Here is a 23,032-nt window from a genome sequence, read left to right on the forward strand (position 1 = left end):
TCAGCCGCCGAACATTTCCTTGACCTTGCTGAAGAAGCCCTCGGATTCGGGGCTGGTCTTGCCGGCCTTCTCGAACTCCTTGAGCAGTTCTTTCTGCCTGGACGTCAGGTTGGTCGGCGTCTCGACGTTGATCTCGATGTACATGTCGCCGTACTGGCTGGAACGCACGATCGGCATGCCCTTGCCGCGCATGCGGAACTGGTGTCCGCCCTGAGCGCCGGCCGGAATGTTGATGCGGGCCATCTTTCCGTCGAGCGTCGGCACTTCGATGCTGCCGCCGAGCGTGGCCTGCACCATCGAGATCGGCACGCGGCAATGCACGTCGGCGCCTTCGCGCTCGAAGAGCTGGTGGCGACGCACCGACAGGAACACGTAGAGATCGCCCGCCGGTCCGCCGCGCGCCCCGGCTTCGCCCTCACCCGTGAGCCGGATGCGGGTTCCGTCCTCGACGCCGGCCGGAATGTTGACCTTGAGCGTCTTCTCGCGCCGCACACGACCCTGGCCTGCGCAGGTGCGGCAGGGCTTGTCGATCACTTGGCCGGCGCCGTGACAGGTATGGCAGGTGCGCTCGACGGTAAAGAAGCCCTGCTGGGCCCTGAGGCGGCCGCGGCCATTACACGTTGGGCATTGCTGCGGCTTGGAGCCCGGCTCGGCGCCGCTGCCCTGGCAGGCTTCGCAGGAAACGGAGCTCGGCACGCGCACCGTGGCTTCAGTGCCGCCGTAAGCCTGCTCCAGTGTGATCTCGAGATTGAAGCGCAGGTCCTGGCCGCGCATGTCGCCGCGCCCGCCGGGACGTCCACGGCCACCGCCGGCGCCAAACATTTCTTCGAAAATGTCGCCGAACACCGAGCCGAAATCGAAACCCTGGCCACCCTGGAACGGGCCACCCGGTCCAGCGCCGCCTTCGAAGGCCGCAGCTCCGTAGCGGTCATAGGCAGCACGCTTCTCGGGATCCTTCAGGATGTCGTAGGCGTGATTGATATCCTTGAATTTCTTCTCGGCATCCTTGTCACCCTGGTTGCGATCCGGGTGATGCTTCATGGCGAGCTTGCGGAATGCCTTCTTGATGTCGTCGGCACTGGCCGCGCGGCCGACTCCCAGCAACTCGTAATAGTCCTGCGACATAGCGCTCTACGCGGCCCCCAACATGCACATCAAAAGATGCCCCTTGCAGGTCGGCCTCCCGCTTGCGCGGGAGGCCGTTTGTCCTGTCCGTTGCTCCTGATCAGGAGCCGGTCTTCTTGTTCTTGTCGGTGACGTCCTCGAACTCGGCGTCGACGACCTTCTCGCCCTTCGCCTCGTTCGCGGCGCCGCCCGCGGCGCCGGCAGCACCTGCTGCGGCACCCGCCTGCGCTTCGGCCTGCTGGGCCTTGTACATGGCCTCGCCCAGCTTCATCGCGGCCTGGGCAAGATCGTTAGTCTTGCCCTTGATGGCCTCGACGTCTTCGCCCGCGAGCGCCGTCTTCAGCCCTTCGAGCGCGCCCTCGATCTCGGCCTTCTCGGTGGGGCTCACCTTGTCGCCGTACTCGGTCAGGTGCTTGGTCGTCGAGTGGACCAGCGCCTCGCCCTGGTTGCGGGCGTCGATCAGCTCGCGCTTCTTCTTGTCTTCCTCGGCGTGCAGCTCGGCGTCCTTCACCATCTTCTGGATGTCGGCCTCGCTGAGGCCGCCCGAAGCCTGGATGCGGATCTGCTGCTCCTTGCCGGTGGCCTTGTCCTTGGCCGAGACCTGCACGATGCCGTTGGCGTCGATGTCGAAGGTGACCTCGACCTGCGGCACGCCGCGCGGCGCCGGCGGGATGCCCACCAGGTCGAACTGGCCCAGCATCTTGTTCTGGGCCGCGATCTCGCGCTCGCCCTGGAACACGCGGATGGTGACCGCGGTCTGGTTGTCGTCGGCCGTCGAGAAGGTCTGGCTCTTCTTGGTCGGGATCGTCGTGTTGCGCTCGATCAGGCGCGTGAACACGCCACCCAGCGTCTCGATGCCGAGCGACAGCGGCGTCACGTCGAGCAGCAAAACGTCCTTGACCTCACCCTTCAGCACGGCCGCCTGGACCGCCGCGCCGACCGCGACGACTTCGTCGGGGTTGACGTTACGGGCCGGCTCCTTGCCGAAGAACTGCTTCACGACCTCGATGACCTTCGGCATGCGGGTCATGCCACCGACCAGGATGACCTCGTCGATCTGACCGGCCTGCAGGCCGGCATCCTTGAGCGCCGCCTTGCAGGGCTCGAGGGTGCGCTGCACCAGGTCTTCGACCAGGGTCTCGAGCTTGGCGCGCGACAGCTTGATCACGAGATGCTTCGGACCGCTGGCATCGGCCGTGATGAACGGCAGGTTGATCTCGGTCTCCTTGGCAGTGGAGAGCTCGATCTTGGCCTTCTCGGCCGCTTCCTTCAGGCGCTGCAGGGCGAGCTTGTCGTTGCGCAGGTCGATGCCCTGCTCCTTCTTGAACTCGTCCGCCAGGTAGCTGATGACGCGCTGGTCGAAGTCCTCGCCGCCCAGGAAGGTGTCGCCGTTGGTCGCCTTCACCTCGAACACGCCGTCGCCGATCTCGAGGATCGACACGTCGAACGTGCCGCCACCCAGGTCGTAGACCACGATGGTGCCGCTCTTGCGCTTGTCCATGCCGTAGGCAAGGGCAGCCGCCGTCGGCTCGTTGATGATGCGCAGCACTTCAAGGCCAGCGATGCGGCCGGCGTCCTTGGTCGCCTGGCGCTGGGCGTCGTTGAAGTAGGCCGGAACGGTGATGACCGCCTGATCGACCTTCTCGCCGAGATAGGCCTCGGCGGTCTCCTTCATCTTGCCGAGGATGAAGGCCGAGATCTGGCTCGGGCTGTACTGCTGGCCGTTGGCCTCGACCCACGCATCGCCGCTTGCCGCCTTCACGATCTTGAAGGGCACCAGCGACATTTCCTTCGCGACCATCGGGTCGTCGAAGCGGCGCCCGATCAGGCGCTTCACGGAGTAGAGGGTCTTCAGCGGGTTGGTGACGGCCTGGCGCTTGGCAGACTGGCCGACCAGTCGCTCGCCGCCGTCGGTGAAGGCCACCATGGACGGGGTCGTCCGCGCGCCTTCCGAATTCTCGATGACCTTGGTGTCGCCGCCTTCCATAACCGCGACGCACGAGTTGGTCGTACCCAAATCGATGCCAATGACTTTCGCCATGATTCTGCTCACTTCCCTAGGCAGGTCGACCCGGCCCCAAAGGCACCCGATCTACCCCCAAAAATGTTACCTGCCGGAAAAACCGGATCAGGACAGGGGCTATATAGGTCCTAAGCGGCCGCCTGCAATGGACTTAAGGACCAAATTCGCGGCTTGAAAGCGTTGTTTTGCCGCCTACTGACGATTTTTGGAGAGTTGGCTTTCCCAGGGCGGGAGGGCCCCGGGAAAGAGGTGGCTAGTTTTCGTTGTTCGCCTGGGGGGTGGCCCGGGGCCCGCCCTTGGACACCCCGACCATTGCGGCCCGCAGGAGCCGGCCGGCGATCAGATAGCCCGGGACCAATTCCTGGACGACGGTGCCGGACGGAACGGTCGGGTCCTCTATCTCCATCATCGCCTGGTGGAATTCGGCGTTGAAGGGCTTGCCCAGCGCCTCGATACGGGTGACTCCGTGGCGCTCCAGCACCGACAGTAGCTCGCGTTCGGTGGCCTGGACGCCGGTCACGACGTTCCGCACGGTCGGATCTACCGATTCGAGGTCGGCCGGCAGGGCCGACAATGCCCGGCCGAGATTGTCGGCAACGGAAAGAACGTCCCGGGCGAAACGCTCGATGCCGAACTTGCGCTCCTTCTCGACATCCTGCTGGGCGCGGCGGCGCACGTTCTGCGCCTCGGCCAGCGCGCGAAGCTGCTTGTCCTGCAGGTCGGCCTTCTCGGCCTGGAGCTGCTCGACCAGGCGCTGCCAGTCGGCAGCGCTTTCCGGCTTGGCGGGAATATCGAGAGTGCTGTCGGGCGTTTCGACCGGCATATCCGCCGGGGCGCCGCCCGCGGTTGGATCGCTGGCCATACGTTGTCCCTAGTGTTTGTGGTCTCTTAGAGCGGCCTTCACTTAGGGATGACCTTGCGCCAGGTCAACTGCGCTCAAACGGCCTCGAGCGGCGCGTGCAGCTTGGTGCCGCGCACGATGATGCCGCCGCGATCGCCGACCGTCACCGCGCCATAGCGCTGGGCGAAGATCTCGGGCAGCGGCCGTCCGCCGTCCGCCGCCAGCCACAGCCGCAGGAGGTGCCGGCGCCGCTCGGGCTCGGGCCAATCCTCGAAGCCGGTACGGTCGTGCAGCATGGTGTGATTGTGCACGAGCTGTACGTCGCCCGGCTTGAACTCCATGAAGAGGTTCAGCTTCGGATCGTTGGCCAGACGGTCGAACATGTCGAGCGCCTCGACCTGCTGGGGCGAGAGCCGTGGCGCATCGGCGAAGCGCTGCGCGGAGTCGATGTACTGGCGCTGATAGATCGCTGTCAGATAACCCTTGTGCCAGTTGAACACCGGAATCTCGAAGTAGGGCTTCTGGCCCTCCGGCACCTCGCCGCGCCGGTCTGTGGCCAGCGGCTGGAACAGGAGCTGCAACAGGTCGGGCCGCTGGCGGCGCATCTCGTTGAAGATCGTCGTCGAACTCACCAGCGCCGAGAGGCCCCCCGACTTGGCGGTCTTGAGGCAGAGCAGGCTGACGATATCGCAGGAATCGGTGTGATAGGTCTGGCGCTCGTGCGTCTGATAAATGCGGACGTTGGGATCCTTCACGTCGAGGCCGAGGTCCTGGACGTGCCCCAGTACATGGCCCTTGCCGTTCTGCGAGCGGGCCGAGCCGAGATGGGCGCCTAATCCGAAGAAGGCCGTCGCCGATTCTGCCATCGACCAGCGCTCGACCGGCAAACCGCGCACGAGCAAGAATCCGCGTCCGTTCAGCACTTCGTCGTCGACGCGGGCACGCAGCTTGGCGCCGAGCGTCGGCAGCGGGAAGTCGCGCGCCGTGATGGCGGCGATATCGGCGTTCCGCGCGACCAGTGCTCTCGTCGCCGCTTCGACTTCGGCGACTTCGGCGGCGGCGAGCGGCATCAGCCAGTCGCTGCGCCGGGAAACGTCGGGACCATACCAGGCGGCGGCGCCGGTCTGTTCCGGCGGAAGTTCAAAGGACATCAGGCTTCCCAAGGAAAACGTGGAGCGAAGAGTTCATCGTCGTTGAGCGACAGGCGATAGCTTTCGGTGGCGTTGACCAACGCGGCGCGGATGCCGGGTTCGAGCGCACTGTGGCCGGCGTCCGGAACGACGACATAACGGGCTTCGGGCCAGGCACGCGCCAGCGCATCGGCGGTAATGGGCGGGCAGACGATATCGTAGCGGCCCTGTACGATCGTGCAGGGCAAGTGGCGGACGCGGTCGAGCTGAGCCCAGGGCCAACCTTCCGGCAGAAAGGTGCCGTGCGCGAAGTAGTGCGCCTCGATCCGCGACAGAGCGAGCGCGAAGCCGCCATGGTCGGTTTCGAAGGGTGCCCGCACGGTCGGATAAAGCGTGGAACACGCCGCCTCGTAGCGGCTCCAGGCGCGCGCCGCGGGGCGGTGCCGGTCGGGATTGCGATCGATCAAGCGGCGATAGTAGTTGCCGAGCAGATCGGAACGCTCGCCTTCCGGCAAATGTTCGGCGAAGTCGCGCCAGGCTTCCGGAAAGATTGTCCGCATGCCGTGCAGGAACCAGTCGATCTCCGGCCGCGCACCGAGAAAGATGCCGCGCAGGACGAAGCCCGCCGTGCGGTCGGGATGAGCGAGGCCGTAGGCCAGCGCGAGCGTACTGCCCCACGAGCCGCCGAACAGGAGCCAGCGTTGAATGCCGAGATGCGTCCTGAGCTTCTCCATGTCGGAGACGAGGTCGGCTGTCGTGTTGTCCTGCAGCTCTCCGAGCGGCATGGAGCGCCCGCAGCCGCGCTGGTCGAAGACGACGACGCGATAGAACTGCGGATCGAAGAACCGGCGGTGCACGGGCGCTGAACCCGCTCCGGGGCCACCGTGCAGGAAGACGACGGGCACGCCCTCCGGATTGCCGCTCTGCTCCCAATAGATCGTGTGCCGCCCATCCACCGCCAGCATGCCGCTGGCGTAGGGCGAGATTTCGGGGAACAGATCGGATCGAAGCGGAGTCTCAGAACGCGGCATGCGAATACCTTCTGTCATCACTGCCATAGAGGCAGCCATCATTCCAGCCTTGCGGCGATTGCGGCAGCCTCGGCCAAACGTCTAAGGTCGACAGGGCGCCTGATGCGCCGTGTTGAGGAATCGTGAATTTTCGCGGGATTCTGGCGTCCATCGCGATCCTGACGGCCGTTGTCGGCTGCGCGCCACAGGTCACTCCGCCGCAGACAGGCGCTGTATCTGCGAGCCGCGGTACGGCGGCGTTGCCGCGCGAGGTCGAAAGGTTGGTGGGACCGTCCTACGACGATCCCGCGCTGCAAGCCTATGTCGACCGTGTCGGCCAGCGGGTCGTTGCCGCCGCTGCGCTTCCCGGTACCTATCGCTTCGTCGTACTCGACCAGCCGTTGGCGAACGCGCATGCCGTGCCGGGCTATGTGTTCGTGACGCGCGGCTTGTTGGCGATCCTCGAGGACGAGGCCGAACTCGCCGCGGCGCTCGGCCATGAGCTTGGCCATCTCGTCGAGCGGCATGCCGCGCAGCGGGCTCGTGTGCGCAAGGACATGCTCGATGCAGCCGTCGCGGCGGCGAGTACCAGCGGTTCTGTCACGGTTGGCCGATCGGTCGCCAGCGCGGGCCTGTTGGCGTTGCGGCGCTATTCGCGCGACCAGGAACTCGAAGCCGACCGGCTCGCCCTCACCTACATCACCAAGGCGGGCTATCGCGGCAGCGCCGTGGAAGCGCTGATCCACCGCCTGCGTCGGCAGTCGCAGCTCGAGGCGCAGATCATGGGGGAAGCCTCGGATGCCAGCGATCGCGCGAGTGCGTCTTCCACCCACCCCGCACCGATCGAGCGACTGGAGGCGCTTGCCTCGTTGCCGGCGACTTCGGCGCCGGGTGAATCCGATCAGAAAAAGTACTTTGCGGCGATCGACGGCATGTCGGTCGACGATCCCGCGAACGAGGGCTTCGTGCGCGGCACCTCGTTCCTGCATCCGACCTTGCGGTTGGGCTTCACTGCGCCCGCCGGCTTCTTCGTCTTCAACGAAAGCGACGGCGTGCTGGCAGCCGGCCGCGACCGCTCGTTGATGTTCTTCTCGTGCACGACCGATCAAGTCGAGGGCCGGCTCGACGATTGGATGCGCAACAAGCTCAAGCCGACGCCGACCGACATCCAGGCCACCCAGATCGGTGGCGCGGAAGCGGCGATCGGTGCCCGGCCTCGCGGCTCCGACACGGGGCTGGCTCAGGTGCGTTACGTCATCGTCCGCCACGGCGAGCGCATCTGTTACTTCAATCTGATGAGCGAGGGCGCCGGACAGGATCGCCAGATCGAAGTGCTTCTGAACGCTGCGCGCAGCTTCCGCTCGCTTTCCGATGCGGAAGCTGCGGCGCTCAGGCCCTATCGATTACACATCGTTTCGCCAGCAGGCTCGACGGCAGCTCAACTCGCCGCCCGCATGCCCTATCAGAGGCTTCGGATGGAAAGGCTGCTGGTGCTCAATGCTGCCGAGACGCCGGCCGATCTCACGCGCCGGTCCGAGATCAAGCTCGTCGAGCCGTAGCCAGGGTTCGCTGTCAGGGCTCGATGTGCTCCAGCACGGCGCCGTCGGCATCGAGACCGACCAGCGTCGGCCGATCGCGCGCCACGGTCAGCACCCGGCCGCTTTGGTCGATGACGTTGCTGGTCGGGGCCGTGCCGCGGACCAGCCTCTCGATTGCCGGCCAGCCGCCATCGCGGGCCCGGCCGAGAGCACTGGCAAGCGCACTGTCGGAAGCTCCGCTCCACCAAAAGGCATCGGCCTGCTCGTCGAGCGGCCGCGCCGGATCGGCGCCTGCCGCGGCGAAAACGATACGGCCGTCGGCACTGAGGGCCGCCCGCACGAGCGAATTCAGCAGATCGGGATGGCCTGGCCGCTGGGTGTGGCGCGCCCGCAGGCCGGCGGTCCAGCGGGCGATGGCCGAGGGGCCGTTACGGCTGGCGATCCTGCCCTCGGCGATGGAATGTCCGTAGGCTTCGATCGTCGCCATGAGGCCACGCGCCAGCATCCAGTCGAGGACGTCGAGGGGGGACATGGCGAACTGGAGCTGCAGGACCTTGTGCCACATCTCCTCCTGGGCGCCGCGCAGGAAGACGAAATCCTCGACCTCGGCACCCGGCCGGGCCAGGAGGCGGCGGCGCAACAGCAGTATGAGATCCAGGGCGCGTGCCGGATCGCCCGAGGGGCCCAGCATGTTGCCCAGGACGACAAGCCGGTCGCCTGGCTGCCAGCGCGGCAGAAGAGCGGCAGACAGGCGCTCCAGGGCCATGTCGTCGCCAGACAGCCCGCCCAGTGCCCAGGTGCAGCCACCGTGCCGCAGGCGAGCAATGGAAGGGGTGAATTTGTTCATTTATGGACACTGCACATGAAAAAGGCGGCGCGACAGGGACTGTCGGCCGCCTTTCGGCTTGTTTCCGCCGGCTCCAGGCCTAGGCGACCTTCTGCAGGACGCTGTTCAGCTTCTGGGTGGCGAGATCCTTGTCGATCCGCTCGACGGCCGCGAGCTCGCGGGCCAGCCGATCCAGCGCCGCCTCGTAAATCTGGCGTTCGCTGTAGGACTGGTCCGGCTGGCCGGCATTGCGGTGCAGGTCGCGCACGACTTCGGCAATTGACACCGGATCGCCCGAGTTGATCTTGGCTTCGTATTCCTGCGCGCGACGGTTCCACATGGCGCGGCTGATACGGCTGCGGCCTTTCAGGGTCACCAATGCGTTTTCCATGATCTTTCGCGAGCTGAGCTTTCGCAGGCCGGAAATCTTGGCCTTTGCCACGGGCACGCGCAGCATCATGCGTTCTTGCTCGAACGAAATCACGAACAGGTCGAGCTTGTGTCCGGCGATTTCCTTCGCCTCGATATCAATAACCTGGCCGACGCCGTGGGTCGGGTAGACCACGAAATCGCCCTTCTCAAAGGCAAATTCCTTCGCCTTCGCCGCTACCTTCTTCGGCTTGGCCATTTCATCAAGTCCCTTCACAACTAGCCCCGCTTTCAGCGATACCGCGACCCGTCGCGCACACTCCCCTGTGTGCTCGCCCGATGCCTCTGTATCGGTAAGTTGTTATCGGATACCGACACGGACACCGAGCTGGCGACTGACCGGCTTCCGGACCGCTTCCAGCAGAGATCTTATAGCAGAGAATTCGCGCGGAGTCAGGGCTTATGTTGCATTTAGGCAACGGTAGGCCCATGCAACTGCCGCATGGCTGTTGCAAAAGGTGCAATTAAGGACTTGCGAACGGTCGTTTCTATCGCGCAGCGGGCTTGTCGATGAAATACTTTTCGAACTTGTCTTTTTCGTCCTTGAAAGCGTCGGCGTCGGCCGGTGCTTCGCCCTTGCGGGTGATGTTTGGCCAGGTGGCCGAAAGGCTGCGATTCAGTTCCAGCCACTTTTCCAGACCCGACTCCGTATCGGGAAGGATCGCATTGGGCGGGCATTCTGGCTCGCAGACGCCGCAATCAATACACTCGTCTGGATTGATGACCAGCATGTTCTCACCCTCGTAGAAACAGTCCACGGGGCAGACTTCAACACAGTCCATGTACTTGCACTTGATGCAAGCCTCGGTCACGACATAGGTCATACGAATTCCTAAACGAGCGTCGCGTGCTTAACGCGACGGACACCGCGACGCAAGACTGCCGAATCATCGCGGCTCGATCTCTTCATATAACAAGCGCGCCTCCGGCGCGGGACCACGCCGCTCGCCCAAAGCAACCACTTTGATCACGCGGACTTTCGGACCGAGGGCGAAGGTCAAGATCATGCCGGGCGCCACCGTGGCATGCGCCTTGTCGACGACCCGGCCGTCGATGCGACAGCGCGACTTCTCGATATAGCGGGTGGCCAGCGAACGCGTCTTGAAGAAGCGGGCGTGCCAGAGCCACTTGTCGAGACGCATCGCGCGTCAGCGTTCCACGATGGGGGCTACTTCTTTCCGCCGAGCTTCAACTCGAGCAGCTTGGCGAACGGCGAATCCGCCGCGGCATCGCCCTTCGTCTCGGTCGTGGCGAAGAGGCGCAGCGCCGGCCCGCCGCTGTCGCGACGCGGTGGCCGCGGGCCACGCCTGTCGTCGCGGCCTCTGTTCTCCTGTGGCGGACGTCCGTCCTTGCTTTGATGCGGCGGGCGATCCTGCCGCGGCCCGTCCTTGCGAGGGCGGTCGTCCTTGCCGCGTGGCGGGCGTGGCGAATCGGTGAAGAACTGCCGCTCGTTCGGTCGCTCCGGCCGCTCGCGGCGGCGCTGGTCGCGCTGCTGGCGTTGATGCTGACGCTGGCGTTCACGCTGCTCCTCGCGCTCGCGCACGATGCGCGGCTTGATCGAGAAGGCGTGCAACGGGCCGTTTTCCTCCGACGGCGGATGCACGCGATACCCGAGGCCGCTCAACACGTCGGCCATCTCGGGCTCCGAGCAGCCGACCAGCGACATCATCTGCGGCGTCGCGCGGAACCAGCCGGGCGGCAGGGGACGCGGTCCCTTCTTTGCCTCGGGCTGCGTCTTTGGCTCTTCGGCAGCCGGCACCTCTTCGGCAACCGGCGCCTCTTCGGCCTTGGCTTCCTCGGCCACGGGCTCTGGCGCTGCGTCCGCAGCCGCTTCCGCCGTGGTCTCCGGAACTTCCGGCGTCGCTTCGGCGGCGGTTTCCGTCACAGCTTCTGTCTCGGCCGGCGTTTCCGCCGCTGTCTCTGCCGGCGCCTCCGCTGCCATCTCGGGCGGCGCGTCGGCGACATCGGCTATCGGCTCCATCTCGCCGAAGGCCGCGGCGACAATCGCCCACTCGCTGATCTCGTCGGTCGATGGCGTCGAGGCCGAGGATGCCGCAGCCGTGGCGGCAGCCTCGCCACGCGGCTTCCGCTCCTGCTTCTCCTGCTGCTGCGCACGACGTGCGGCTTCGCGGCTGTCGCGCACGGCGTGGCGCGCCATGGCGGCAAGTCGCTCGACCATGTCGGCACGGATCGCATGATCGCCCAGCGGCAGGTAGCCGATGGCCGCATAGAAGTCGCGTTCGGCATCGCGCGGCAGATCCATCGACGTGCGGCCTTCGGCCGGCAGCGGCGGGATCGCGTCGCGATTCTTGGCGATCATCCAGAGGCCGGCGCGCAGACGAATCGGCACCGGCTTCAGCATGCTCGGGAAGTAGATCGAGTAGACGCCGACGCGGACACCAAGCCGCGCCAATGCCTTGCGATCTTCTTCGGCCAGCTGGGCGAGCTGATCTTCGATCGGACGGCGTGGCAGTACACCGAGGCTCTCGCAAAGCTGGAAGACGATGCCTCGCGCGCCGGCCGGCAATTCGGTCGTGGCGCGCGCATCCATCAACTCGCTTAGGCCGAGCCGGATACGGGTCTCAACCCAGACGGCGGCGCGCTTGCGCACTTCCTCACGCGCCGGCCCGTCGAGAAGGTCCGACGCGATGGCTTCGACCTTGGGCGCGAGCACGTCGCCCGATGGCAAGAGGCGCGCAACAGGTCCACCGCCCCAGCACACGCGAAGCTGCGCATCGAACACGATCTCGCCATCGGGGCTGTTCGTGAACGCCTGCAGGCGCGCCGGCAGATCCTGGCGCAACACACGCAATGCGGCACTCAGCACGGCCTTCTGGTCGGTCTGTCCTTCGGTCGCATCCGCGACGAAGCGGAAGCCCTCGATGCGGCCGAGGTGCTCACCTTCGACCGTCACTTCGCCCGCTGCGGCGACTGACGAATTCATTTCACCCTCATCGCGCAATCTTCGTACAAGCAACGCCGCGCGTCTATCGACAAACCGTTGCGTCAAACGCTGGTGCAATACGTCAGAAAGTCGATCCTCGATAGCCCTCGCGCGCTCTTGCCAGTGATTCGCGCGCTGAATCCAGTCGGGACGATGTGAAATATACGTCCAGGTCCGAACGTGCGCGATCCGTGCCATCAACGTGTCGATGTCGCCGTCGAAGCGTTCGAGACGTTTCACGTGTCCGTCGATCCAATCCTCGGGCAGTCGCTCGCCGCCTTGCGTCAGGTGCTCGAAGAGCTGGCTGAGCAGGCGCGTGTGCTCCTCCGTCATCGTCTTGCGGAAATCCGGCACCTGGCAGACGTCCCAGAGCAACCTGATCCGACGGGGCGAGCGCAGGCGCGGCAGGAATTCCGAATGCGCCGCCAAAGCCTGGAGCGCGAGCTGATCGTCCTGCTCGCGCACGCGCTGCAGAGCCGGGTGTGGCGGAAGGGCGTTGAGCGACGCGATCAATGCCTGCACGGAGCGGAAATCGAGGTCCGAATTGCGCCATTGCACGTCGCGGAGCGGATCGAAACGGTGATTCTCGATGGCTTCGACCGTTTCGGGCTCCAGGCCGCCGACTTCGGCCGTGGTGCCGAATGTGCCGTCGTTCATGTGGCGGCCGGCGCGTCCCGCGATCTGCGCGATCTCGACGTTGCGCAGCGGCCGGAGCGTGCGGCCGTCGTATTTGCGCAGCGAAGCGAACCAGACGTGATTCACGTCCATGTTGAGGCCCATGCCGATCGCGTCCGTTGCGACGAGGTAATCGACCTCGCCCGACTGGAACATTTCGACCTGCGCGTTGCGCGTGCGCGGGCTGAGGGCGCCCATCACGATCGCCGTGCCGCCGCGCTGGCGGCGGATCAGCTCGGCGATGGCGTAGACTTCGTTGGCCGAGAAGCCCACGACCGCGGAGCGATGCGGCAGGCGGGTCGCCTTCTTCGGGCCGACATAGCTGAGCTTGGAGAAACGCGGCCGCGCCACGACGTCGATATCGGGCAGCAGCCTGTTCAGCACCGGACGGATCGTGTCCGCACCCAGCAACATGGTTTCGGCCATGCCGCGCGCATGCAGCAGACGGTCGGTGAAGAAATGGCCACGCTCGGGGTCGGCGGCCATTTGCACTTCGTCGACGGCAAGGAACGACACCGGCCGATCGAGCGGCATGGATTCGACCGTGCAGACGAAATACCGCGCGCCAGGTGGGGTGATTTTCTCTTCGCCGGTGATCAGCGCGACCTGGTTCTCACCTTTCAGCTTTACGATGCGGTCGTAATTCTCGCGCGCCAGCAGGCGGAGCGGGAAGCCGATCATGCCCGACTCGTGGCCGAGCATGCGCTCGATTGCGAGGTAGGTCTTGCCGGTATTGGTGGGGCCGAGGACAGCGGTCAGGCGGCCGGAGGCGCCGGAGAGCGACATTCGCGCACCATCGCGCGCGGGGATGGCGGAAGCAAGGCCACTAGGGCGAGTGGCCGGCGCTCAGCCTGAGTAAGCGGGCTCCAGTTTGTTGCAGCCGATCACCGGCCCATGGTCGGCATGCTGCACGAGAACTGCCATACCCTGCAGCGGGCCGATCCGTTCGGCAGGAATCGTCCAGTCGGCGGCGGCACCGTCCCACCGGCTCACCAGTTCGAAATGGCGCACGATGTTGAAATTCTGCAGGGACCGACCCTGATTTTCGCCGCTGTTGATCGGTGTGGTGTGACGGCGATCGTAGACGGCCAGCGTGACGTCGGCCGATTTATTTCCAAGGTCGAAGGCCGCGAGCTTGATGCTGAGCGGGCCGCTGGAGGCGCGGGACAGTTCGGGCGTGGCGCGCTTGACCGACCGGCGCTGCGCCTTGTCCAGCAAGGCTTCGATCGGGCCGGGATCGCGGCCGGTGTCGTGGCCGATACCGTCGACGACCATCTCCGGCGTGTAGACGTAGCGCTGCTTCAGGACGCGGGCGTAGGCGCGCTGCCGTTCCGTCGTCTCGCGCGAGGCGAAGGGGTCCTTCCAGCCAATATAGTCCCAGTAGTCGACATGGAAGGAGAGCGCGACGATATCCGGTCGCATCGACAGGCGACCGAGATAGGCATCGGCGGGCGGGCAGGAATTGCAGCCTTGCGAGGTGAAAAGCTCGACAGCCCAAGGCCCCTCGGCGGCCGCCTTCCGCGCAGGCTTTGCAATGCCTGGCTCCGAGCGTCCGACGACCAGCGCGGCACCTGCTGCCGCGGCAGCGCCGATCAGCAGAGATCTCCGGCCCGGAACTGGGAATTTCGTCATGGTCGGAAGATGCGCGCGCACGGCCCTTGCTGCCAATCAACAAACGGTTAGCCCCCGGTAACGCATCGCTCGCGTTCGCTGGACTCTTTGAGGGTAACATTATAACAATCTATCTCCCATGCATGGACCCGTTTCGCCCGGCACTTTCCTGCTCGCCATGAGCGCTCCCGCCCGTATCGCGGTGGCACTCGGCGTGTCGGGCCTGCTTTGGCTCTGCGCCTGGTGGGCGTTGTCCTGAGATTCGAGAGATGAATGCTGCTCTCCGCCTGGTCGACCTGACCGTGAGCTACGACCGCCATCCGGCGGTGCATCACGTGTCGGCGGAGATTCCGGCGGCCGAGATGACGGCCATCGTCGGCCCCAACGGCGCGGGCAAGAGCACGCTCCTGAAGGCAATGCTCGGTCTGGCGCCGCGGATCGAAGGCCACATCGAATGCTCGGCGCGCCGTATCGCCTATCTGCCGCAGCAGGCAGAGATCGATCGCTCCTTTCCGATCTCCGTGCTCGATACCGTCCTGCTGGGACGCTGGTCGCGCTTCGGCGGCTTCGGTGCCGCCAAAAACGCCGACATCCATGACGCGCAGCACGCGATCGAAGCGGTCGGTCTCGGGGGATTCGAGCGCCGGCCGATCGACACGCTCTCGGTGGGCCAGTTCCAGCGCGTCCTGTTCGCGCGCCTGCTCCTGCAGGATGCCGATCTCGTCCTGTTGGACGAGCCATTCGCTGCAATCGACAGCAAGACCGTTGCCGATCTCATGGTGGTGATCCGGCGCTGGCAGGCCGAGAAGCGCACGGTCGTCGCCGTGCTGCACGATCTCGATCAAGTGCGCCGCGACTTCCCCAACTCCCTGCTGCTGGCGCGCGAGTTGGTCGACGCCGGTCCGACGTCGCGCGTGCTGTCGGCCGAGAACTTGTTGCGGGCCCGCGCCATGGCCGAAGCCTGGGACGAGCAGGCCGACGCCTGCGACGTGCCGATGCGACTCAGCGCCTGATCTCATTCTCTTCGCCATGCTTTACGACACGCTGATCGCGCCGTTCGCCGATTTCGGCTTCATGCGCCGCGCTCTGGTCGCGAGCCTCGCTCTTGCCGCGGGTGGCTCGTCGATCGGCGTGTTCCTCATCCTGCGCCGCATGAGCCTGATGGGCGATGCCCTGGCTCACTCGCTGCTGCCCGGCGCTGCAATGGGCTTCCTGATCGGTGGCCTGTCGCTGCCGGCGATGAGTCTCGGCGGTTTCCTTGCAGGCGTCGCAACGGCGCTGCTCTCAGGCATCATCGCCCGCTTTTCCAACATGCGCGAGGATGCGAGCTTTGCCGCCGCCTATCTCACGGCGATGGCGCTCGGCGTGCTCATCGTGTCGTTGCGTGGTTCGGCTGTCGACCTGATGAACATCCTGTTCGGCGCCATTCTGGCTGTCGACGATCAGGCGCTGATCCTGGTCGTGTCGACGGCGACGCTGACCCTGGTCGGCCTCGCGGCCATCTACCGGCCGCTGGTCGTGGAATGCTTCAATCCTGGCTTCCTCGCCGCCATGGGCGTGCGCGGCTCGCTCTATCACTATCTCTTCCTGTCGCTCGCCGTGCTGAACATGGTGGCGGGCTTCCAGGCGCTGGGCACGCTGATGGCGCTCGGCCTCATTTTGTTGCCGGCGGTGGCGGCTTCCTTCTGGGCTCGCGAGGTCTGGTCGATGACGGCGATTGCCGCCCCCATGGCATTCGTCTCGGCCGCGGTCGGTCTGCTCGTGTCCTTTCACGCGGGCCTGCCGTCCGGTCCGGTGATCGTGCTTTTCGCAAGCCTGTTCTTTCTGGGCTCGCTGCTGTTCGGCACGCGCGCCTCGGTACGGGCACGCCTGTCTCGCCCTGTTCACTTGCGCGGCTGACGACTCCGGCTAGGTTTCTTTCCAACGGAGGAAACCACGCATGACCCAATCGCCGGTCTCGGGCGTCACGCTCAAGACGACCAACGCCAACAACATCCATATGCGTTACGCGGAAGCTGGCAGCGGTCCGCTGGTGTTGTTCTGTCACGGCTGGCCGGAGAGCTGGTATTCGTGGCGGCATCAATTGCAGGCGGTGAGCGCGGCAGGCTTCCGTGCGGTCGCGCCGGACATGCGCGGCTATGGCGGCACGCAGGCGCCGGAGCCAATCGACCAGTACACGCTCTTCAATCTCGTGGGCGACATGGCCGAGCTGGTGAAGGCGCTCGGCGAGACCAAGGCGGTGATTGTCGGCCACGACTGGGGCGCGCCGGTCGCTTGGCACGCCGCTCTCTGGCGGCCCGATCTCTTCACCGCCGTCTGCGCCATGAGCGTTCCCTACGCGCCACCGGGCTATGTCGACATCCTGTCGGCTCTGGAGAAGCTCGGGATCAACGACTTCTACCTGCAGTACTTCCAGAAGCCGGGCGTGCCCGAAGCAGAGTTGCAGCAGGACATTCGCGGCGCGCTGCGGCGCCTCTACTACACAGCCGGCGGCGAGATGACGGAGAAGGACAAAGGTTTCGCCCGGCTCACCGGCGGAACCTTGCTCTCGAACACCGTCGACCCCGACAAGCTGCCGCCCTGGCTGAGCGACGCCGATCTCGACTACTATGCCGGCGAGTTCTCGCGCACCGGCTTTCGCGGCGGCCTCAACTGGTATCGCAATCTTCGACGTAACTGGGAGCTGAGCGGTCCGTGGCGCGGCCAGCCGATCCGCCAGCCGTCGCTCTTCATTGCGGGCAGTCGCGACGGCGTGCTGCGCTTTCCGGCGGCCAAGAGCCAGATCGAGGCCTATCCCACGACTCTTCCTGGTTTGCGCGGCAGCCATATCCTGGAAGGGGCTGGCCATTGGGTGCAACAGGAGCGCCCGGCCGACGTTAACAGGCTGCTGATCGACTTCCTGAAGGGGCTATAGTTCTGGCCGAGAGGTCGTCTTCCACTTCGAGGTGCCGATGTCTCATCGTTTCATCTCCAGTGCCGCCCGGCTTTCCTTCTTGGGTGCCGCGCTGGCGCTCCTCGGCGCCTGCGCCAAGCCGGCCTCGCCATCGGCGATGGTGCCTGACGTCGCTGGCATCGGGGCCGGTCCCGCATCCGCTTATCGCGGCGCCATCACGGCCGGCGAGGTGAGCGGCGGCAGCAAGACCTCGCCACTTTGGACCTCCCAAGTCGATAACCCGGAGTTTCGAGAGGCGCTGGTTCGCGCGTTGATGGAGTCGGGGCTAGGCCGGGCGGACAATGGCCGGTTCCGTCTCGACGCCGTGCTGCAAAAGCTCGAACAGCCGTTCGCCGGATTTGCCATGACCGTGAGCGCCACCATCGCCTACAGGCTGACGGAGGTCGCGACAGGCGCGGTCGTTTACGACAAGGCGATCACGACGCCGGCCACCGCGACCATGGACGATGCCATCGACGGCCAGGCGCGCCTCAGGATCGCCAACGAGCGGGCGATCCGCGCCAATCTGCGCCAGCTGATCGAGGAGCTCTATGCGCTCCCCGATCGACCCGGCGTTACTTCTTCTCGTCGAACTTGAGCGCCGCGCCGTTCATGCAGTAGCGCTGCCCGGTCGGTTGCGGCCCGTCGGGGAAGACGTGGCCGAGATGGCCGCCGCACTTGGCGCAGTGGACTTCGACACGGGTCATGAAATGGCTGTGGTCGGTCGACGTATCGACCGCGCCTTCCATGGGTGCCCAGAAGGACGGCCAGCCCGAGCCACTTTCGTACTTGGTCTTGGAATCGAACAGCGGCTCGCCGCAGCCGGCACAGCGGAAAGTGCCGGCGCGCTTCTCGTCGTTCAACGGGCTGGTGAAGGCGCGCTCGGTGCCGTGCTTGCGCAGCACATGGTACTGCAGCGGATCGAGTTCCTTCTGCCACTCCGTTTCGCTCTTCTCGACGGTCTTGTCGGTCATGGGTGTTCTCCTGGGATCTGATGTGGTGAACTAGACCAGCGTTCGCAACTCGGCCGTCGCGACCGACAGCATGGCGAGGTCGAGCGCACCGGCGGCGGCGAAATCCTCCTTCACGAGGCGGTCGACACGATCCAGCGCAAGCTGCCGCGGCTCGCTCCATTTGGCGAGCGCATCATCGGGATCGCAATTGCCGCCACCCGCCGCGCGCAGAGCCGAGCTCAGCAAGTCGGCGTGCAATCCCGCCAGCTCGTCCTGGATCGCAAGGGCTGCCTGCGACGGCCATTGGCCTTCCCGTGGCAGTTTGTGTGCGGCATTGGCCAGCGACGCCAGAGACAGCCGCTCGCCGATCCGGAAATAGAGCCGCGCCGCCGATTCGATGTTGCAGCCGTTGGCTTCGGCGGCCAGTGCCAGGTCGCCTGCCGATGCCAGCGTTTCGAGGGCGGCCGCCTGGCGTGCAGTGGCGGCCGGCGCGCCGATTGCTTCCAATGCGGCGGCCCGTTCGCCGAGTGCAGTCGCTTCGGCCTGGCCGATCAGATCGGCCGGCAAGTCGCCCAGTGCGCCGACGGCGGCGCCGAGCTTGGACGTTGCAGCAATCGTGTCGAGCGGCTGCGGCAGGCGGCGCAAGGTCCACTGTACCGTGCGTACCAGGAACCGTTGCGAGGCGACCAGCATGCGGACCTGGGCTTCGGCCTTAAGCGCAGGGTCCAAGGCCTCGATGTCCGCCCAGAGCGTGCGCAGCTTCCAGGCATCGCGCACGACCGTAAACGCTCGTGCAATGGTCGCGGCCGATGCGCCGGAGCGCTGGCCGACATTGTGCACGAAGGTCGGGCCGCAGCGGTTGACCAGCGAATTCACCACCTGCAGGGCCGTGATCTCGCGGCGCAGGCGATGGCCGCGGATCGCCGGTTCGTACTTCTCCTGCAAGGCTGCCGGGAAGTAACGCAACAGCTCTTCCTCCAGCCTTGGATCGTCGGGCAGGTCGGAGGCCAGGATCTCTTCGTTGAGGTCGATCTTGGCATAGGCCAGCAGCACGCAGAGTTCGGGGCGGGTCAGCGGCTGGCGATTGGCGGCACGCGCGCGCATGGCAGCCGAGTCCGGCAGGAACTCGACGGCACGGTCGAGCCGGCCCTTGCGTTCCAGGGTGCGCATGAAGCGTTCGAGGCGGTCATGCTCTTCTGCCGCCTGTCCTTCGGCCATGCTGATCGCCTGGCTCTGCTGATAATTGTGGCGCAGCACGAGGCCTGCCACTTCGTCGGTCATCGAGAAGAGCAGGGCGTCGCGCTCCGACGCGGCGAGGGCGCCCGAGGTAATCGCGCCGCCCGTAGCGATCTTGATGTTGACCTCGTGATCGGACGTATCGACGCCGGCGGAGTTGTCGAGTGCATCGGTGTTGATCTTGCGGCCGGCGAGTGCGGCCTCGACTCGCCCGCGCTGCGTGAAGCCGAGGTTGGCGCCCTCGCCGATCACCTTTGCCCGGATCTGCGAGCCATCGACGCGCAAGGCGTCGTTGGTGCGGTCGCCGACATCGGCGTTGCTTTCGCTCGAAGCCTTCACATAGGTGCCGATGCCGCCGAAATAGAGCAGGTCGACAGGTGCGGTCAGGATGGCGCGCATCAAGTCGAGCGGCGCCAATGTCCCGGTCTCGATGCCCAGCAACTGCCGGGCCTCGGGCGACAGGCTGACCGACTTGGCCGTGCGATCGAAGACGGCGCCGCCGGTCGACAGCAGGCTCTTGTCGTAGTCCATCCAGGAGGAGCGCGGCAGGCCGAACAGCCGTTTGCGTTCGGCGAAGCTCGTCGTCGGATCGGGCGAGGGGTCGATGAAGATGTGGCGGTGGTCGAAGGCCACCACGAGCTTGATATGCGGCGACAGCAGCATGCCGTTGCCGAACACGTCTCCCGACATGTCGCCGACGCCCGCAACCGTGAAAGGAGTTGCCTGAACATCGTGGTCGAGTTCGCGGAAGTGGCGCTTCACCGATTCCCATGCACCGCGCGCCGTAATGCCCATCTTCTTGTGGTCGTATCCCGCCGAGCCACCAGAGGCGAACGCGTCGTCAAGCCAGAAGCCGTAGTCGCGGGCCAGCGCATTGGCGATGTCGGAGAAGGTGGCGGTGCCCTTGTCGGCGGCCACCACGAGATAAGGATCGTCGCCGTCGTGGCGGACCACGGCAGCCGGCGGGACGATGGTTCCGCCGGCATAGTTGTCGGTGATGTCGAGCATGCCGCGGATCAGGGTCTGATAGCAGGCAATGCCTTCTGCCTGGATCTGCTCGCGCGTCCCGCCGGCCGGCGGCTGTTTGACATAGAAGCCGCCTTTCGAGCCGACGGGTACGATGACGGCGTTCTTCACCATCTGCGTCTTCATCAGGCCCAGGATTTCGGTTCGGAAGTCCTCGCGCCGGTCGGACCAGCGTATGCCGCCGCGGGCGACCCGGCCGCCGCGCAGATGAATACCTTCCATGCGCGGGCTGTAGACGAAGATTTCGACCAGAGGCCGGGGCGCCGGCAGATCGTCGATGGCGCGGCTGTCGATCTTGAAGGAGATCCAGTCCTTCGGCGTGCCGTTGCTGCTGGCCTGCCAGTAGTTGGTGCGCAAGGTGCAGAGCACGGCGTTGTGGAAGCGTCGCAGGATGCGATCCTCGTCCAGGGTCGCCACGGCTTCGAGCGCGGTTTCAAGTGCTGCTTCGACGGCCTCGACCTTCTCCTTGCGTATAGTAGAGGTCGCATCACCGAGAGACGGGTCGAAGCGCGCCACGAAGAGATCGACTAGCAAGCGCGCGACCGTCGGGTAAGCCGCTAGGGCGCGCTCCATGTAATCCTGGCTGAAAGGAATGCCGGCCTGGCGCAAATACTTTGTGTAGGCGCGGACGATGGCGACTTCGCGCCAGGCAAGTCCGGCCCCCAGGATCAGCCGGTTGAGGCCGTCGCTCTCGAAAGCGCCGGCCCAGAGCCGGTCGAGCGCCTCGACGAACCGGGGGCCGGCGGCCGCGAGGTCGACCGGCGACTTGTCGGATGTTTCGACGCTCAGCACTTGCAGCGCCACGGGATCTCCGCCGTCCGCGCGCAGGCCGAATGGCGCCTCGCTAAGGATGCGCAGACCAAAATTCTCGGTCGGCGGCAGAATATCGGAGAGCGCAATTGGCTCGCGCGGATGGAACAGGCGCAGAGTGAAGCGATGCAGCGGCGAGCCCGGCTCGCGGTCGAGTCGTACGGCATTCCGCCGGCCCTCGAGCGTGGCCTGCAGCGGTACAATGTCGGCCACTGCCTGGGTGGCATCGAAGCTGTCGCGATAGGTGGACGGAAACCACTGGCGCCAGCGGCGCGCGGCCGTTCGGCCTTCGGCTTCGCCGAGGTTTGTCTGAAGCGTGGCGCGCAGCCGGTCGTTCCATGACGTCGCGGCCTCGGCCAGGGCGCGCTCGAGTTCGGCGAGGTCGGGCGTCGGCGCAGTCGGTGAGTTGAGTCTCAGTGTATAGAGCGATTGGGCGAGGGCGGAGCCCGAGTCGGCCGACGAGGCCGTCGAGGTCACCTTGCCATGCCAGCTCTGCTCGAGGATCGCGGCGAAGCGGTCGCTCAGCGCCGTGTCGAAGCGTTCGCGTGGCGCGTAGACGAGATTGGTGGCGAAGCGGCCGACGGCATCGCGGCGAGCGAACAGGGCCACGCGCCGTCGTTCCTGCAACTGCAGGATGCCCATGGCGTGGTCGTAGAGCGTGTCTTCTTCGATCTGGAACAGTTCGTCGCGCGGATAGGCTTCTAGGATCGCCATCAGCGCCTTGCCGTCGTGGCTGTTCGGATCCAGGCCCGAACGACGCAACAGACCGTCGACCCGGCCGCGCAGCAGCGGTATGTCGCGCACCATCGCGTGGTAGGCGGCCGAGGTGAACAGGCCGACCAGCCGCCGTTCGCCCGTGACCCGGCCATCGGCATCGAAGGTCTTGACGATGACGCAATCCATCGTGCCGCTGCGATGGACCATCGACGGTCGGTCGGTCTTCACGATCAGGACGTTGTGCGGGCCGCGCGCAAAACGCGACATGGCCTCACCCCCGCCGAGCCCCGCCTCGAACAGCCGAACCTCGTCGCGCCGCAGGATGCCGAGCGCCGAGCCCGGCATCAGCTCGTAGCGGAGGCCGCCGGGCTGGCCGGGATCGTCGACATAGCGGTAGCGGCGGTGGCCCAAGAAGGTGAAGTGGTTGGCCTCGAGCCAGCGCAGGAAGTCCTCGTACTCCGCGAGGTTCGCCGCCCGGCCGGGGACGAGATCGGCGATGGCGTCGAGGCAGGCACGGCGCATGGCGCGCCAGTCCTCGACCGCGAGCCGCACTTCGGCCAACACGCGCGTCAGCGCGGCGGCCAGCTCGTCGAGCGGTGCATGATCGGCCTGACGGTCGATCTCGATGTGCATCATCGACTCCGCCTTGGCCCGCTCGCCGGCCTCCAGGGCGATGCCGATCATGTCGCCGTCGAGGTCGCGCCGAACCGCCAGGACCGGATGCGCCAGCAGGTGGACGGCGATCTCGCGGCGATTGAACTCGTTGGCGATCGAATCGACCAGGAACGGCATGTCGTCGTTGACGATCTGAACGATCGTATGGCGGCTCTCGAAGCCGTGGACGCCGGCGGTCGGATTGAAGACGCGAACCTTGGCGACGCCGGGCAGCCTGCGGCGGGCGAAGGCAAGGAGTGCGTTGGAGGCTGCGGCACGCTGATCGGCAGATGCTGCGGCTAGGTCCTTGTCGGCGACGCGGGCGAACAGCCGGCGTGCAAATTGGGCGGCGTCCTCGCCGCCGGTGGCCTGCAGAGCGGCAGCGCAGATGGCGTCGAGCCCGTAAACACGCGGTGCGAGGGCAGTGGCCATGTCTTGTGTTTCCTCCTCGGACTGTGGCGGATGTTACGCCGCCCTATGACATTCTGACGACGGACTCTTGGCGAGCCCGGGAATGCCCACCGCATCTCGCGTTTTGGGAGGTGGGCCTTC

The 23,032-nt window shown here is 65.8% G+C and carries 18 protein-coding genes; 5 read left to right on the forward strand and 13 right to left on the reverse strand.

The features are described from left to right. From dnaJ to pip, 5 genes are all read right to left on the reverse strand, one after another. The gene (gene dnaJ, locus BN60_RS24945) at positions 1–1,125 is read right to left on the reverse strand and encodes a molecular chaperone DnaJ (protein ID WP_020698908.1); all 1,125 of its coding nucleotides are present in this window, start codon (positions 1,123–1,125) and stop codon (positions 1–3) included. Positions 1,126–1,225: 100 nt separating this feature from the next. Beyond that, on the reverse strand, positions 1,226–3,166 hold the full coding sequence (dnaK, locus tag BN60_RS24950; protein ID WP_020698909.1) for a molecular chaperone DnaK: 1,941 nt from the start codon (positions 3,164–3,166) through the stop codon (positions 1,226–1,228). A 235-nt stretch (positions 3,167–3,401) separates the two neighbouring features. Further along, positions 3,402–4,010 carry a nucleotide exchange factor GrpE gene (gene grpE, locus BN60_RS24955; RefSeq protein WP_020698910.1) on the reverse strand — a complete coding sequence of 203 codons (609 nt, stop codon included), beginning with the start codon at positions 4,008–4,010 and terminating at the stop codon, positions 3,402–3,404. A 74-nt stretch (positions 4,011–4,084) separates the two neighbouring features. Next, positions 4,085–5,140: a TauD/TfdA family dioxygenase gene (locus tag BN60_RS24960; protein WP_020698911.1), complete on the reverse strand. Its 1,056-nt coding sequence runs from the start codon at positions 5,138–5,140 to the stop codon at positions 4,085–4,087. Beyond that, the gene (pip, locus tag BN60_RS24965) at positions 5,140–6,150 is read right to left on the reverse strand and encodes a prolyl aminopeptidase (protein ID WP_051150323.1); all 1,011 of its coding nucleotides are present in this window, start codon (positions 6,148–6,150) and stop codon (positions 5,140–5,142) included. The genes BN60_RS24960 and pip overlap by 1 nt, the downstream gene beginning before the upstream one ends. A gap of 122 nt (positions 6,151–6,272) precedes the next feature. Between pip and BN60_RS24970 the strand changes: the two genes are divergently transcribed. Beyond that, the gene (locus tag BN60_RS24970; protein WP_020698913.1) at positions 6,273–7,688 is read left to right on the forward strand and encodes a M48 family metalloprotease; all 1,416 of its coding nucleotides are present in this window, start codon (positions 6,273–6,275) and stop codon (positions 7,686–7,688) included. Between the two features lie 13 nt (positions 7,689–7,701). On the opposite strand, the gene BN60_RS24975 is transcribed toward BN60_RS24970, so the two are convergent. From BN60_RS24975 to BN60_RS25000, 6 genes are all read right to left on the reverse strand, one after another. Further along, positions 7,702–8,514, reverse strand: coding sequence for a hypothetical protein (locus BN60_RS24975; protein ID WP_051150187.1), 813 nt, complete (start codon positions 8,512–8,514; stop codon positions 7,702–7,704). 79 nt (positions 8,515–8,593) lie between these two features. After that, positions 8,594–9,121 (reverse strand): CarD family transcriptional regulator, encoded by a 528-nt coding sequence (locus BN60_RS24980; RefSeq protein ID WP_020698915.1) that lies wholly within the window; start codon positions 9,119–9,121, stop codon positions 8,594–8,596. Between the two features lie 289 nt (positions 9,122–9,410). Beyond that, positions 9,411–9,746 carry a ferredoxin FdxA gene (gene fdxA / locus BN60_RS24985; RefSeq protein ID WP_020698916.1) on the reverse strand — a complete coding sequence of 112 codons (336 nt, stop codon included), beginning with the start codon at positions 9,744–9,746 and terminating at the stop codon, positions 9,411–9,413. 63 nt (positions 9,747–9,809) lie between these two features. Next, the gene (locus tag BN60_RS24990; protein WP_020698917.1) at positions 9,810–10,064 is read right to left on the reverse strand and encodes an RNA-binding S4 domain-containing protein; all 255 of its coding nucleotides are present in this window, start codon (positions 10,062–10,064) and stop codon (positions 9,810–9,812) included. Positions 10,065–10,090: 26 nt separating this feature from the next. Further along, positions 10,091–13,327, reverse strand: coding sequence for a helicase-related protein (locus tag BN60_RS24995; RefSeq protein WP_051150188.1), 3,237 nt, complete (start codon positions 13,325–13,327; stop codon positions 10,091–10,093). A 60-nt stretch (positions 13,328–13,387) separates the two neighbouring features. Beyond that, entirely contained in the window at positions 13,388–14,173 is a 786-nt protein-coding gene (locus BN60_RS25000; RefSeq protein WP_148283522.1) for a DUF1223 domain-containing protein, read from the reverse strand. A gap of 248 nt (positions 14,174–14,421) precedes the next feature. Here BN60_RS25000 and BN60_RS25005 point away from each other — a divergent pair, with 248 nt between their 5' ends. Genes BN60_RS25005 through BN60_RS25020 form a run of 4 tightly spaced genes read left to right on the forward strand, consistent with a single transcriptional unit; the run spans position 14,422 to position 17,682 of the window. Further along, positions 14,422–15,165: a metal ABC transporter ATP-binding protein gene (locus BN60_RS25005; protein ID WP_020698919.1), complete on the forward strand. Its 744-nt coding sequence runs from the start codon at positions 14,422–14,424 to the stop codon at positions 15,163–15,165. 16 nt (positions 15,166–15,181) lie between these two features. Then, positions 15,182–16,051, forward strand: coding sequence for a metal ABC transporter permease (locus BN60_RS25010; RefSeq protein WP_020698920.1), 870 nt, complete (start codon positions 15,182–15,184; stop codon positions 16,049–16,051). A 40-nt stretch (positions 16,052–16,091) separates the two neighbouring features. Beyond that, positions 16,092–17,066 carry an alpha/beta fold hydrolase gene (locus BN60_RS25015; RefSeq protein WP_020698921.1) on the forward strand — a complete coding sequence of 325 codons (975 nt, stop codon included), beginning with the start codon at positions 16,092–16,094 and terminating at the stop codon, positions 17,064–17,066. 37 nt (positions 17,067–17,103) lie between these two features. After that, positions 17,104–17,682, forward strand: a complete 579-nt coding sequence (locus BN60_RS25020; protein ID WP_020698922.1) for a hypothetical protein — start codon at positions 17,104–17,106, stop codon at positions 17,680–17,682. Here the strand turns inward: BN60_RS25020 and msrB are convergent. Further along, complete coding sequence (gene msrB, locus BN60_RS25025; RefSeq protein ID WP_020698923.1) at positions 17,660–18,058, reverse strand: peptide-methionine (R)-S-oxide reductase MsrB; 399 nt, start codon at positions 18,056–18,058, stop codon at positions 17,660–17,662. The two genes, BN60_RS25020 and msrB, sit on opposite strands and share 23 nt — an antisense overlap. Before the next feature lie 30 nt (positions 18,059–18,088). Beyond that, the gene (locus tag BN60_RS25030; RefSeq protein ID WP_020698924.1) at positions 18,089–22,912 is read right to left on the reverse strand and encodes an NAD-glutamate dehydrogenase; all 4,824 of its coding nucleotides are present in this window, start codon (positions 22,910–22,912) and stop codon (positions 18,089–18,091) included. Positions 22,913–23,032: the final 120 nt, after the last annotated feature.

The sequence above is a fragment of the Reyranella massiliensis 521 genome (assembly GCF_000312425.1).
GTDB classification, from domain to species: Bacteria; Pseudomonadota; Alphaproteobacteria; order Reyranellales; family Reyranellaceae; genus Reyranella; species Reyranella massiliensis.